Source organism: Methylobacterium haplocladii, from assembly GCF_007992175.1.
Classification (GTDB): Bacteria; Pseudomonadota; Alphaproteobacteria; order Rhizobiales; family Beijerinckiaceae; genus Methylobacterium; species Methylobacterium haplocladii.
In genome coordinates, this window is sequence record NZ_BJZT01000015.1 from 33576 (window position 1) to 46300 (window position 12725).

13 protein-coding genes are annotated in these 12725 nt (G+C 68.1%); 6 read left to right on the plus strand and 7 right to left on the minus strand.

Going from position 1 to position 12725, the window contains the following annotated elements:
- Window position 1 precedes the first annotated feature (1 nt).
- From MHA02_RS08325 to MHA02_RS08340, 4 genes are all read right to left on the minus strand, one after another.
- Entirely contained in the window at window positions 2–1267 is a 1266-nt protein-coding gene (locus MHA02_RS08325) for a Re/Si-specific NAD(P)(+) transhydrogenase subunit alpha (protein WP_147078186.1), read from the minus strand.
- A gap of 141 nt (window positions 1268–1408) precedes the next feature.
- Window positions 1409–1702 (minus strand): aa3-type cytochrome c oxidase subunit IV, encoded by a 294-nt coding sequence (locus MHA02_RS08330; protein WP_147078187.1) that lies wholly within the window; start codon window positions 1700–1702, stop codon window positions 1409–1411.
- Between the two features lie 115 nt (window positions 1703–1817).
- Window positions 1818–3173 (minus strand): ABC1 kinase family protein, encoded by a 1356-nt coding sequence (locus MHA02_RS08335; RefSeq protein WP_147078188.1) that lies wholly within the window; start codon window positions 3171–3173, stop codon window positions 1818–1820.
- A 115-nt stretch (window positions 3174–3288) separates the two neighbouring features.
- The gene (locus tag MHA02_RS08340) at window positions 3289–4188 is read right to left on the minus strand and encodes an outer membrane protein (protein WP_147078189.1); all 900 of its coding nucleotides are present in this window, start codon (window positions 4186–4188) and stop codon (window positions 3289–3291) included.
- Between the two features lie 323 nt (window positions 4189–4511).
- Between MHA02_RS08340 and MHA02_RS08345 the strand changes: the two genes are divergently transcribed.
- From MHA02_RS08345 to MHA02_RS08370, 6 genes are all read left to right on the plus strand, one after another.
- Window positions 4512–4700: a hypothetical protein gene (locus tag MHA02_RS08345; RefSeq protein ID WP_373318349.1), complete on the plus strand. Its 189-nt coding sequence runs from the start codon at window positions 4512–4514 to the stop codon at window positions 4698–4700.
- A 640-nt stretch (window positions 4701–5340) separates the two neighbouring features.
- Entirely contained in the window at window positions 5341–5553 is a 213-nt protein-coding gene (locus MHA02_RS08350; protein ID WP_147078190.1) for a hypothetical protein, read from the plus strand.
- A gap of 400 nt (window positions 5554–5953) precedes the next feature.
- Window positions 5954–6937, plus strand: coding sequence for a GDP-mannose 4,6-dehydratase (gene gmd, locus MHA02_RS08355; RefSeq protein ID WP_147078191.1), 984 nt, complete (start codon window positions 5954–5956; stop codon window positions 6935–6937).
- Between the two features lie 344 nt (window positions 6938–7281).
- Window positions 7282–8241 carry an NAD-dependent epimerase/dehydratase family protein gene (locus MHA02_RS08360; RefSeq protein ID WP_147078192.1) on the plus strand — a complete coding sequence of 320 codons (960 nt, stop codon included), beginning with the start codon at window positions 7282–7284 and terminating at the stop codon, window positions 8239–8241.
- A gap of 83 nt (window positions 8242–8324) precedes the next feature.
- Window positions 8325–9359, plus strand: a complete 1035-nt coding sequence (locus MHA02_RS08365; RefSeq protein WP_147078193.1) for a cysteine synthase A — start codon at window positions 8325–8327, stop codon at window positions 9357–9359.
- Window positions 9360–9504: 145 nt separating this feature from the next.
- Window positions 9505–9657, plus strand: a complete 153-nt coding sequence (locus MHA02_RS08370; protein ID WP_147078194.1) for a DUF3309 domain-containing protein — start codon at window positions 9505–9507, stop codon at window positions 9655–9657.
- Window positions 9658–9793: 136 nt separating this feature from the next.
- Here MHA02_RS08370 and MHA02_RS08375 read toward each other — a convergent pair whose 3' ends face one another.
- The 3 genes from MHA02_RS08375 to MHA02_RS08385 all read right to left on the minus strand — a co-directional run bounded on the left by MHA02_RS08375 (window position 9794) and on the right by MHA02_RS08385 (window position 12685).
- Window positions 9794–10576, minus strand: a complete 783-nt coding sequence (locus tag MHA02_RS08375; RefSeq protein ID WP_147078195.1) for an ABC transporter permease subunit — start codon at window positions 10574–10576, stop codon at window positions 9794–9796.
- Between the two features lie 106 nt (window positions 10577–10682).
- Window positions 10683–11594 carry an ABC transporter permease gene (locus tag MHA02_RS08380; RefSeq protein WP_238180260.1) on the minus strand — a complete coding sequence of 304 codons (912 nt, stop codon included), beginning with the start codon at window positions 11592–11594 and terminating at the stop codon, window positions 10683–10685.
- The gene (locus MHA02_RS08385) at window positions 11591–12685 is read right to left on the minus strand and encodes an ABC transporter ATP-binding protein (RefSeq protein WP_147078197.1); all 1095 of its coding nucleotides are present in this window, start codon (window positions 12683–12685) and stop codon (window positions 11591–11593) included. Before MHA02_RS08385 ends, MHA02_RS08380 begins: the two co-directional genes overlap by 4 nt.
- Between the last annotated feature and the right edge of the window lie 40 nt (window positions 12686–12725).

Below are 12725 nucleotides of genomic sequence, written 5' to 3' on the forward strand. Positions count from 1 at the left end.
CTTATTTCTCCCCGTCCGTGGTCTTCGGCGTCTCTAGACCCTTGGCGTCCGGCAGCTTGGCTTCATTCGACGCCGCCGATTCCTCGGATTTCACCGCCTCGGGCTTCGGCGTGTCCGATTTCGGCGGCTCGGCCTTGCCCTTGAACGCATCGTGGACGACCGCTCCGTCGCGGGTGAGGTTCGTCGCCTTGACGAGTTCGTCGTCCCACTTCACCGCGAGCTGCTTCGATTCCTTGTCGATCATCGTCTCGACGAAGGCGTAGAGGTTCTTGGCGTAGAGGCCGGAGGCGGTGGCGGCGAGGCGGCCCGGCACGTTGGCGTGGCCGACGATCTTGACGCCCTTCTCGGTGATCACGACCTCGCCGAGCTTCGAGCCCTCGACGTTGCCGCCGCGCTCCACCGCGAGGTCGACGATGACCGAACCCGGCTTCATCGAGTCGACCATGGCCTTGGAGAGCAGCTTCGGTGCCGGGCGGCCCGGGATCAGCGCCGTGGTGATGACGATGTCCTGCTTGGCGATGTGGGTCGCCACCAGCTCGGCCTGCTTCTTCTGGTACTCGGCCGACATCTCCTTGGCGTAGCCGCCCGAGGTCTCGGCCTGCTTGAACTCGTCGTCCTCGACCGCGACGAACTTGCCGCCGAGCGAGGCAACCTGCTCCTTCACCGCGGGACGCACGTCGGTCGCCGAAACTACGGCGCCGAGGCGCTTGGCGGTGGCGATCGCCTGCAGGCCGGCGACGCCGACGCCCATGATGAAGGCCTTGGCCGCGGGCACCGTGCCGGCTGCGGTCATCATCATCGGCAGCGCCTTGCCGAATTCGGAGGAAGCGTCGATCACCGCGCGGTAGCCGGCGAGGTTCGCCTGGGACGAGAGCACGTCCATGACCTGGGCGCGGGTGATGCGGGGCATCAGCTCCATCGCGAAGGCGGAGATGCCGGCATCGGCCATCGCCTTCACCTCGGCCTCTCGGCCGTAGGGGTCCATGATCGCGACGACGACGGCGCCGCTCTTGAGGGTCTTCAGTTCCTCCGCGTTGGGGCGGCGGACCTTGAGGACGACGTCGGCGTCCCGGACGGCCTCGTCGGCGGAACCGACGACCGTGGCGCCCGCGTCCTCGTAGTCCTTGTCGGTGATGCCGGCAGTCTTGCCGGCGCCCGACTGGACCGCAATCTCGACGCCGAGCGCGACATACTTTTTGACGATGTCGGGGACGGCCGCGACCCGGGGTTCCCCCGGATCCGATTCCGTCAAGACGCCGATGCGCATTCAAGAGCTCCCGTTCTTACAGCGACCCGTCAAGGGCGCCGGTATCCGAGCCTATCTGATGATGTTGTGCCTGTGCGGGCCGCCCCGCCGGATACCTCGATCGCGACCCGCGTCAGGATTTTCGAAGACGTCGCAGAAAGCTTAGCCGAGGGCCAGCGCTAGCAAGAGCAGCGCCAGCACGACGGCGGGAGCCTTCCAGCCGATCGACGGAACGAAGGCGCCGATGGCGGCCGCGACCCAGGACAGCAGAACGCCGCCGATGGCCGTCAGCCAAGCCTCGCGAATGCCGCCGACGGCGAGGGCGAGGACCCAGCACAATACGGTGACGGAGCCGATCTCGACGAATTTCACGAAGCCGCGATAGGTCTGTTCGTGGGTCTTTTCGTCCATCGCCGGGCTGTAGCTCACGCCGGACAGGGTCTTCGTATCGGCCATCGCGTGCCCGTTCCCTCAAGCTCGTCTTGTTCTGGTCCAGCGCGGATTTAGCGCATGGGCTTGCCAGCGGCAATCGGCTTGGCCGGTCGGCAAACGATTGATGTGAGGAATTTTCTCAGGCCGGCGTCTCGAGGCCCACGGCATCGAGCGCGGCCTTCTGCCGGTCACCGAGGGATTCGAGGGAGAAGTGCTCGATCTCGGCCTCGAACAGGCGGTGGTAGTTCAGCTCGGAGCGCAGGTGCAGGAACACGGCGCCCAAGCCCACCGCGGCGCGGTCCATGAACACGAATTCCTGCGGCACCGTCACCGGCCCGTGCTCCTTGAGCGCCTGATGCACCGAGAACGCCTCACGCCGGCCGTAGGCGCCGGGCTTCACGCCGTCGGCCACCGTGCGGGTGCGATCCTCCAGCAGCGGCCCGTAGATGAAACGCGCCCAGATGTTGAGGATGTCGATGGTCTTGCGGTCGAGGCGCTTGAAACCCCAGACCTCGTAGGCATGGACGACGCGCTCATGGTCGCCGCTCTGCAGGCCGCGATAGAGGTCGACCACGCCGCCGACGAAGCGCGGATGGAAGATCCGTACGCAGCCGTAATCGAGCAGGTTGATGCCCGCGCCTTCGCCGCCCTCCGAGAACACCGTGTAGTTGCCGAGATGCGGATCGCCGTGGATCACCGCGGCACGGCTGAACGGGTGCCACCACGCCTTGAACATCGCCTGCGCGATCCGGTTGCGGATCTCCACGGGCGCCTCGGCGAAGGACAGGATGCGCTCACCGTCGAGCCAGCCGAGCGTCAGCAGCCGTTTCGTCGACAGGTCGCCATGGACCGCCGGCACGCGCACCGCGTAAGCGTCCTTCAGAACGTTGCCGTAGAGCATGGCGTGCTTGGCTTCGCGGGCGTAGTCGAGCTCTTCGCGAATGCGGGCGCCGATCTCCTTCTTGATCTCGCTGGTATCGAGCCAGGAGTTCATGCGCCGGTGCAGAGCGAAGGCGACCTCCAGCTGCTTGAGGTCGGCCTCCACCGCGGATTGCATGTCCGGGTACTGGAGCTTGCAGGCGAGCGGCGCCCCGTCGAGGGACGTCGCCTTGTGGACCTGACCGAGGGAGGCCGCGGCCGCGGGCTTGAGATCGAAGCCGGAAAAGCGCGTCTGCCAGTCGGGGCCGAGCTCGGCCATCATCCGGCGCTTGACGAAGGCGGCGCCCATCGGCGGAGCGTCCGCCTGCAATTTCTGCAGCTCGGCCGCATATTCGGGCGGGAGCAGGTCGGGGATGGTGGCGAGCAGCTGCGCCACCTTCATGATCGGCCCCTTCAGGCCGCCGAGCGCCTGCGCCAGGGCAACGGGGTTGTTGTCCCCGCCGAACAGCCGCGCCATCGCCATCCGCGCGGCGACCCCCCCCATGTTCGCGCCGACATTGGCATAGCGGCTCGCGCGGGCTGAGAAGCGGTTGGCTTCGCGGTCGGATCCGGACATCGATTTCGGCCGTCGGTGATCGCGTGAAGTCCGCGAGATAGGCCGGCGAGCGTCGCAATGCGAGGAGCATAGGGACGCATGACGCAACGGCTCCGGGCGTCGGAGACGTCCGCTGTCAGTAGCCCAGGCCGGCGAAGCGGTAGGCGAGGCCCGCGGTCACGAGTTGTCCCTGCGTGCGGGCGATGGAGTCCGCGGTGTGGCCGGTGGGCGTGAGTCCTCCGGGGCCGAAGACCGGGCCGATACCGCCGACTTCCACGTTCCGCTTGCCGAGATCGTAGCGCAGGTACTCGACCTTGAAAGACAGGCGCCCGGGGGTGAGGAAGGCGGGGGTGTAGCCGTCCGGCGCCATCAGTTCGATGCCGCCGCCATAGACGAAACCGGTGTCGATGCCGGTGTAGCGGCCGCCGTCGTAGAGGCCCGTGTACTGGGCGTTCGAGAGGGTGGTGTGGGCCGCGACCCCGATGCCACCATAGGCGAAGCCGCCGGTGCCGTAGACCAGCACGGGGCCGAAGGCATAGCCGAGGCGCCCGCGCACGGTACCGAGGAAGTCGAGGGTCTGGCGCGCCTCGAGCCCGATATCGCTGCCGCCGAAGTTGAAGCCTGTGGTGCGAACACGCTGGAGGTTGGTGTAGAGCGCGTCCGCCTCCACGCCGACGACGAAGCCGGAGCCCGGCGTGAACTGCACGTCATAGCCGAGGCCGCCGCGCAGCACGAAAGAGCTGCCGTGCATCGCCACCGCGCCGAGATTGCCGAAATCGACCAGCGCCTGCTCCTGCGGGGTCGTACCGGAGGTCTTGAGGTGCTGGGTGCCGGTGCGGGCGTACCCCGCGTCGAGCCCGACATGAAACCCGCCCCAGACCGGCGGCGGTGCGGGCGGCGGCAGCTGCTCCATCGGCGGCAACGACGAGCGCAGCGGCAGGTCGGCCGCATGGGCAGGCCCGAGCGCGAGAACTCCCAACGTCGAGAGCACCCCGATCCGGGCCGAGCGGTGGAGGGATGTGACGAGCAAAGTCATGTCGGCACTGTGCCGAAATGTGCTTAACGCCGGCTTACCAGGACAGGTGGCCTCCTTGGCCGTTGCCTGGACCGCGGCCGGATGAGGCTGAGCCGGCCCGGTCCCGAGCAGGTCATTCGCGCAGAACCGCAGGGCACTCGTGAGCAATCTGCATGGCCGCAGCCGAAGCGATCGCTCCGCTGCCGGGCCGAGCATGATGCAGGCTCGAAATTCGCGCCCAAGGTAACCGAGTCGCCGCGAAGAAACGTAAAAACGATCTTAACTCTTGTTCCGCAGGATGGGACCGAGGACGCATCCGGTCGCGTCGCGCGAGGAGTGGTTCCGTGGCCAAGATCCAGAGCGAGCCGAGGACCGACACGCGGCCCTGCCGCATCGAGACGCCCCCGCTGAGCGCCACGGTGCGCCGGCACCTCGGCAAGAGCCTGCGCTCCCATTACGCCGCCGCGCTCGCCGAGCCGGTCAGCGAGCGGCTCGAAGCGGTGCTGGCGAAGCTCGAAGGGCAGAAGGGCTGATCGGTCCGGACGCGTCCGGCCGCCCCCCCCGAACGCCGCCGCGATCCGTCAGGATCGGGCCGCCTTCGGCATTTGCGCCGGACACAGCCGAAAGCCTCGACGCCGCCAGCGCGTCGGCAAGCACCCTTAGCAGGCCCGCCTCGGCAGGCCGCGCTGCATCGCTCCGGTACCTGCGTAGAGCCGTACCCGACACGATTGCATCGCGCCGGCATCTCCAAGCTCTTGTTTTGACGCGTCTTCGTTCGACCAGCCGGTATCCGCTCGGTCGGACGGCGCTCTAATCGAAGGCGACGGCCACGAGGGAGAAGAGGCCGGCGAGGAGGATGTTGCCGGCAAGAACGAGAGCGATGACCGTCATGAGGGTGTCGGGGACCTGATCCGGAGATTTGGGAGGGGCTGTCTAGCGGTTCGGATCGTGCGCCGCTGCTACGTCAGCGCCTCACAGTGCCGGAAACCGGAACCGGGATCGGGTGCGATGCAACACGGCAACGGTTCTCGTCCCGCGCGGGTCACCCCTGCATCCGAACACTTGCCGAAACTGACTTTTCTCACCGCCGCAGGCCGATTCGCCGCAAATTGGTTACATTCGGGTTAACGTCTGTCCGCTGCGGCCACGGGTGCGCCGCGAGGGCTGTCGGCGATGATCACGGCAAGCGATGCGGTCCTGGCGGCCGTCGGATTCCTCGGCTTCGGTGCGGCCGGGCTCGGTGCGGACGGCCCCGTCTCCATGACCGAGCCGGGCTTCGCCGCCGAGGCCGACCCGCAGGCCTCCCCGGACCTGCTCTCGGCGGGAGAGCCGTATTTCGAAGCCGTCGCCGCGGCGCTGCGCCGGACCGGCTATCTGGACTCCTGACCCGGGCGCTCTGCCGTCATCGAGCGGCGCCGCCGAGGGAGCCCCGCCCTGTGCCACGGTTGACCGATCGGGGAGACCGGCTATAGCGACCCCGGATCTGTACCTACAGCATGACGGAACGGCTCGCCCGCTTTCGCCTCGCGAGGGCCAGTTCGGACGGGACGTACAATGTCCTTTGTCGATCAAGCGGCCCATGACGGGTGATCGACGCCCTCGGGCCTGATCGCCGAGGCCGCACGGTTGCGTTCGCGTATTCAAAAGAAGACGGAAACGCTCGATCTTCATTTTCTCCAAGGATCGGAATCGCTCGATCCGAGGGACATCGTCCCGGATGTCGTGCACCTCCATCGCCGTCAGATGATGGGCGTACCCGGCATCCGCGACCAGCATAGAGTGCTTCATGACTGGCAAGCGTGCATTGATCACCGGCATCACAGGGCAGGACGGCGCCTATCTGGCGCAGCTGCTTCTGGGCAAGGGCTACGAGGTCCACGGCGTCGTGCGCCGCTCGAGCCATGCCGGGGTATTCGACCACCGGCTGAAATGGCTCGGCATCGAGACCGACGTCGAGCTCCATGACGGCAACCTGCTCGACCTGTCGAGCCTCGCCCGCATCGTGCAGCAGGTCCAGCCGGACGAGGTCTACAACCTCGCGGCACAGTCCTTCGTCACCGCCTCGTGGCAGCAGCCGATCCTGACGGGCCAGATCACCGGCCTCGGGGCGGTCAACCTGCTCGAATGCGTGCGCACGCTGAAGCCCGATGCGCGCTACTATCAGGCCTCCTCCTCGGAGATGTTCGGCCTGATCCAGGAGCAGGTCCAGAGCGAGGCGACGCCGTTCTACCCGCGTTCGCCCTACGGCGTGGCCAAGCTCTACGCCCACTGGATGACGATCAATTACCGCGAGAGCTTCAACCTGCATGCCTCGAACGGCATTCTGTTCAACCACGAGAGCCCGCTCCGCGGCGTCGAGTTCGTTACCCGCAAGGTTACCGACGGCGTCGCCCGGATCAAGCTCGGGCTGGCCAACGAGCTGCGGCTCGGCAACATCGACGCCAAGCGCGACTGGGGCCACGCCAAGGACTACGTCCGCGCCATGTGGATGATGCTCCAGCAGGAGACGCCGGACGACTTCGTCATCGCCACCGGCCGCACCACCACGGTGCGCGACATGTGCGAGATCGCCTTCCAGCATGTCGGCCTCGATTCGGCCGGGCATCTCATCATCGACGAGAAGCTGTTTCGCCCGGCCGAGGTCGAGGTGCTGCTCGGCAACCCCGCCAAGGCGGAGGGGGCGTTCGGCTGGAAGGCCGAGATCTCGCTCGAAGCGATGATCCGCGAGATGGTCGATGCCGACCTCGCCCGCCTGAAGCCGCGGGTCTGAGGGACGGATCGCCCCGGCACGGGCCTGCCATCACGAGCTGTCTTCGTGCCGAGGCACTCGCGTAGCGAACTCAAAGCATGGCTGGCGGCTCCGCAATGTACGCATCGTCGGAGCGAGGGCCGACGCGTCGACGCGAGGGGAGCACTTCGGCATGACGTTCGCCGTATTCACCAAAATTGGGATGGTTTGCACCTAGAGCACGCTGCTTTTTCATGGGATCAGCGGCATGTTCCAGGCTGTCGTTTTCGCATGATGCTTCCGGGAAGCCGGAATCGATCGTCCCGCATCATGCGCCAGGAAGCAGCGAAACCGGTGGAGCGGGCTCTGAGCGAACCGAGCAGCGTATGAGGCGAATACTCGTCACGGGGGCAGCCGGCTTCGTCGGCCGGCACGTCGTCGCGGCCCTGCGCGCCCGGTTCGCGGCCGATAACGCCATTCTCGGCATCGGCCGCAGAGCGGCCGCCGAACCGATCGACGGCGCCGATTACGGCCAAGTCGACCTGCTGGATGCAGAGGCGCTGGCTCGGTGCCTCGCCGACTTCCGGCCGACCGACATCCTCCATCTCGCCGCGGTCTCGGCCGTGCAGCAATCGGCGGCCGATCCGCTCTCGGCCTGGCGTTCGAATGTCGGGGGCCTGTTCAATCTGGTCGACGCCGTGCTGAAGGAGGCCTCGACCACCAACCTGTTCTTCGTCAGCTCGGGAGAGGTCTACGGCCGCGCCTTCCTCTCGGGACGCCCCATCGACGAGACCTTCGCGCCGGAGCCCGCCGGAAGCTACGCCCGCTCGAAGTGGATCGGCGAGCAGATGCTCCTCGACATCCTTCGGCCCACGCAGGTGCGGCTGGTGATCCTGCGGCCCTTCAACCATACCGGCGCGGGCCAGGACGAGCGCTTCGTCGTGCCGAGCTTCGCCGGGCAGATCGCCCGGATCGAGGCGGGCTTGTCGCCGCCGCGCCTGGAGGTCGGCAACCTCACCGCACAGCGCGACTTCCTCGACGTCGCCGACGTGGCTCGCGCCTATGTCGACCTGATCGCGGCGGCCGAGATCCTGCCGAGCGGCACGATCCTGAACATCTGCTCGGGCCGGCCGCGCGCCATCGCGAGCATCCTGGAGGATCTGCGCAAAATGGCGCTGCGGCCCTTCACCGTCGTCGAGGCCCCCGATCGGATGCGTCCCTCCGAGATCCCGATCGCCATCGGCGATGCCGGCCGGCTCCGCGCCGCCATCGGCTGGGCGCCGTCGGTCGATTGGGCCGAGACGCTGGCGAAGGTCCTCGCCGGGGCCCGCGGCGCGATCGGGTGAGGAGCGGCTTCGTCTCCTCTCGCGCCCGCATAGAAAAAAACCTTCTCTCGCCAAGCAGCCCGGCCCCGCTTAAATCTGCGGCCATGCAGACGAAATCCGACATCCTCGCCGCGATCGGCGACACCCCGTTGATCCGGCTCGCCCGTGCTTCGGACGAGACCGGCTGCACCATCCTGGGCAAGGCCGAATTCCTCAATCCCGGCCTCTCCGTAAAGGACCGGGCGGCGCTCTCGATCGTGCGGGATGCGGAGGCGAAGGGCCTGATCCGGCCCGGAGGCACCATCGTGGAGGGGACGGCGGGCAATACCGGGATCGGGCTGGCGCTGGTGGCGGCGGTGCGCGGCTACCGCACCGTCATCGTCATCCCCGAGACCCAGTCGGCCGAGAAGAAGGCGACGCTGCGGCTCGCCGGCGCGCGCCTCGTCGAGGTGCCGGCCGTACCCTTCGCAAACCCGAACAACTACGTCCACGCCGCCCGCCGCCTCGCGGAGAAGCTCGCGGCGAGCGAGCCGGCCGGCGCCTTCTTCGCCGACCAGTTCGACAACGTCGCCAACCGGCAGGCGCATGTGGACACCACCGGCCCCGAGATCTTCGACCAGACCGGCGGTGCGGTCGACGGCTTCGTCTGCGCGGCCGGCACCGGCGGCACGCTTGCCGGCGTCGCCGAGGCGCTGCGGGCCAGGAAGCCCGGCGTGACGATCGCCCTGTCCGACCCCGACGGCTCGGCGCTCCACGCGCATTACACCATCGGCACGCTCAAGGCCGAGGGCTCCTCGATCACCGAGGGCATCGGGCAAGGCCGGATCACCCGGAACCTGGAGGGCTTCACGCCCGACGTCTCGTTTCGGATCCCCGACACCGAGGCCGTCGCCATCGTGTTCCAGCTGATGCGGGAGGAGGGCCTGAGCCTCGGTGGATCCTCGGGCATCAACGTCGCCGGCGCGATCCGGCTGGCGCGCCATCTCGGCCCCGGCCACACCATCGTGACCATCCTCTGCGATGGCGCCGCGCGCTACGCCTCGAAGCTGTTCAACGCCGCGTTCCTGCGGGAGCGCGGACTGCCGATTCCGGAGTGGCTCGGCGCGGAGACGGGCGAGCTGCCGGATTGGCGAGCCTGAGGCATGACGGCGATTCCGGTCGTCTGACGCTATCCCCAACGCCTCGATGAACTTTTTGCAACAGCACGTGAACGGAATGCCGCATCGCCGCGTTGCAACGGTCTAGCTCACGCGACGATGTTTGAGCGGTTCGGAGTTACCGTCGATGCTGACCACCATCATTCTGATCATCCTCATCCTGGCGCTGTTCGGCGGCGGCAACTTCCTCGGCGGCGGCGCCTATCGCGGCCCCGGCTTCGGTCTCGGCGGCATCCTGATCATCGTCCTGATCGTGCTGCTGCTCACCGGCCGAATCTGAGCTTTTTTTCGTCGGTCGCGCCGCGTGCTTCACGTGGATCGTCGTTGAGTTCTCGGCGAAGCGGATGCCGCTTCGCCGAGAAAGCACTCCAACCGGGAGGCCGTCGTCGCGGGTTCGCCCCGCGGCGGTTTTGCGTTCAGACGGCCGCGCCCACACCGCGGCGTGCGCTCAGCCACGACGCGCCGAGCACGACCAGGCTGACGGCAGCGATCAGGAGCGTCGAGGCGGCGTTGATCTCCGGGTTCACCCCGAGCCGGACCTGGCTGTAGAGCCGCATCGGCAGGGTCGTCGCCCCTGGCCCCGAGACGAAGCTCGCGATGACGAGGTCGTCGAGCGACAGGGTGAAGGCAAGCAGGAACCCTGCCGCCAATGCAGGCGCGATCAGCGGCAGCGTAACGCTGCAGAACACCCGCAGCGGGCCGGCGCCGAGATCGGCCGCGGCGTCTTCCAGCGAGCGGTCCAGGCCCTTCAGCCGAGCGCCCACCACCACCGCGACGAAGCCTGTCCCGAAGGTGGCGTGCGCGATCACGATGGTCGAGACGCCGCGTTCGACGTCGAGGCCGACGAAGAGCAGCAGCAAGGACAGCCCGGTGATCACCTCCGGCATCACCATCGGGGCATAGAGCAGCCCGGTGAACGCCCCGCGCCCGCTGAAGCGCCCGTGCCGGTCGAGCGCCAGGGCGGCGAGGGTTCCGAGCGCCGCTGCGATGGCCGCCGAAAGCGTCGCGACCTCCAGCGAGACTAAGGCGGACGCGAGGAGCGGCGCGTCGGCAAACAGTACGCCATACCAGCGTGTGGAGAACCCGCCCCAGACGGTGACGAGCCGCGAGTCGTTGAACGAGTAGACGATCAGCACCACGATCGGCGCATAGAGGAAACTCAGCCCCAGCGTCAGGGCGGCGCGATTGAACGGGGTCATCGTGGTGCGCTCCCGCTTCCACGGGTCGAACCGGGAGAAATCCGCTGCGCGAGCGGCGCAATGCAGTCACGCTGACGGTTGACGCCGGGGGACGGCTGATGCGTCCTCATCGCAACGCCTCTTCCCGCCGCTCCTCAGCCCCGCGAAACAGCACGACGGGGACGACGATCAGGATCAGCAGCAGCACCGCCACGGCCGAGGCGATCGGCCAGTCGCGGTTGGAGAAGAACTCGATCCAGAGCATCCGGCCGAGCATCAAGGTCTCGGAGCCGCCGAGCAGGTCCGGGATGATGAATTCGCCGACCATCGGGATGAAGCAGAGCAGCGCGCCCGCGACGAGCCCCGGCATCGCCAGCGGCAGGGTCACGGTGCGGAAGATACGGGCGCGCGAGGCGCCGAGATCGGCCGCAGCCTCCGGCAGGGTGGTATCGAGCCGGCTCATCACAGCGTAGAGCGGCAGCACCACGAAGGGCAGGTAGGCGTAGGTCAGGCCGATCATTACTGCGAGCGGCGTATCGAGGATTGTCAGCGGCTGCGCGACGACTCCGAGCTTCAGCAGCGCGGCGTTGAGCAGGCCCTCAGGCTTCAGGATCGCGATCCAGGCATAGACCCGGATCAGAAAGCTCGTCCAGAACGGCACAACCACCAGCGCAACCAGGAGCGGTTGGATCCGCACGCTCGCCCGCGCCATGGCGAGCGCCATCGGCGTGCCGATCAGGACGAGGATCGCGGTGGCCCCGGCCGCGTAGGCGAGGGAGGACAGCGTTGCCTTCCAGTAGAGGGAATCGGCCGCGAGCATCGCATAGTTGGTAAGCTCGAGGCCCTCGAAGAACGCGCGCCAGCCCGCGATGCCGTCACTCCAGTCGAGCACCGGCCGGTAGGGCGGCTGCGCCGTCGCCGGCAACGAAAAGCTGATCTTCAAGGTGATGACGAAGGGCACCAGGAAGAACAGGCCGAGCCACAAGAGCGGCGGTGCCCGCACCAGCCAGCGCCCGAGGGGGGAGCCGACGCGCCTCATGCCGGGAGGATCCATCCGTCCTCCGGGGCGAAGCCTGGGCTGATGCTGTCGCCGACGGCCGGCCCTGCAGCCTCCTCCGGCAGGCTCGCGCTGGCGCGCAACACGGTGCCGTCGGCCATGCGGACCTGCCGCCGCATGCGGTCGCCAAGATAGGCCGCGTCGACGAGCGTGCCGGCGAGCGCGTTGTCGCCCGCGCCGAACCGCATCCGCTCGGGCCGCACGGCCACGACGACCGGATCGCCGAGTTCCGCACCGGAGAGCGCCTCCGAGGCCACGGCTCGGATCGGACCGAGCTCCGTGCGCACGCTCCGCATCGCTCCGACCGCGGATTCCAAAAAGCCGGCGATCAGGTTCACGTCGCCGAGCAACCCCGCCACGAAGCGGCTCGCCGGGCGCTCGTAGAGGTCGCGTGCCGGCCCGACCTGCACGAGCCGGCCGCGATCCATCACGCCGATGCGGTCGGCCAGCGCCATCGCCTCCTCTGGATCGTGCGTGACGACAACGAAACCCGTGCCGAGCCGGCGCTGCAGCGCGCGCAACTCGCCTTGCGTCTCCTCGCGCAGCGCCCGGTCGAGGGCGCCCAGCGGCTCGTCGAGCAATAGCAATTGCGGCTCGCGGGCGAGCGCCCGGGCCAAGGCCACGCGCTGGCGCTGGCCGCCCGAGAGTTTGTCGGGCCGCCGCGCCCCGAACCCTTCGAGCTTCACGAGGCGGAGGAGCCCCTGCACCCGCTCGGCGATGGCGGATCGGGAATGGCCGAGCCCCTGCAACCCGTAGGCGAGGTTCTGGGCCACGCTCATATGCGGAAACAGCGCGTAGGATTGGAACATCATGTTCACCGGCCGCCGATGCGGCGGCAGCCCGGTCAGGTCCTCGCCGCCGAGCCGGATCGTGCCCGCATCCGGCGTCTCGAAGCCGGCGAGCAGCCGCAGCAATGTGCTCTTCCCGCAGCCCGACGGGCCGAGCAGGCAGAGGAACTCGCCCGGCGCCAGATCGAGCGAGACCGCGTCGACGGCCCGGTGCGCGCCGAAGGACTTGGTGACGCGGTCGAGGCGCAGGAGGGGTTCGGGATGATCGGGAGCTGGAGCAGGCAAAGCGGAAGGGCCGTGGCTAAGCGGTCAAGCGACATGCGGA

Coding starts and splice junctions, on each gene's coding strand:
- MHA02_RS08335 (WP_147078188.1), bottom strand. CDS start 3,173: ATGTCCGGATCCGACCGCGAAGCCAACCGCTTCTCAGCCCGCGCGAGC.
- MHA02_RS08330 (WP_147078187.1), bottom strand. CDS start 1,702: ATGGCCGATACGAAGACCCTGTCCGGCGTGAGCTACAGCCCGGCGATG.
- MHA02_RS08360 (WP_147078192.1), top strand. CDS start 7,282: ATGAGGCGAATACTCGTCACGGGGGCAGCCGGCTTCGTCGGCCGGCAC.
- MHA02_RS08365 (WP_147078193.1), top strand. CDS start 8,325: ATGCAGACGAAATCCGACATCCTCGCCGCGATCGGCGACACCCCGTTG.
- MHA02_RS08325 (WP_147078186.1), bottom strand. CDS start 1,267: ATGCGCATCGGCGTCTTGACGGAATCGGATCCGGGGGAACCCCGGGTC.
- MHA02_RS08370 (WP_147078194.1), top strand. CDS start 9,505: ATGCTGACCACCATCATTCTGATCATCCTCATCCTGGCGCTGTTCGGC.
- MHA02_RS08350 (WP_147078190.1), top strand. CDS start 5,341: ATGATCACGGCAAGCGATGCGGTCCTGGCGGCCGTCGGATTCCTCGGC.
- MHA02_RS08340 (WP_147078189.1), bottom strand. CDS start 4,188: ATGACTTTGCTCGTCACATCCCTCCACCGCTCGGCCCGGATCGGGGTG.
- gmd (WP_147078191.1), top strand. CDS start 5,954: ATGACTGGCAAGCGTGCATTGATCACCGGCATCACAGGGCAGGACGGC.
- MHA02_RS08375 (WP_147078195.1), bottom strand. CDS start 10,576: ATGACCCCGTTCAATCGCGCCGCCCTGACGCTGGGGCTGAGTTTCCTC.
- MHA02_RS08380 (WP_238180260.1), bottom strand. CDS start 11,594: ATGAGGCGCGTCGGCTCCCCCCTCGGGCGCTGGCTGGTGCGGGCACCG.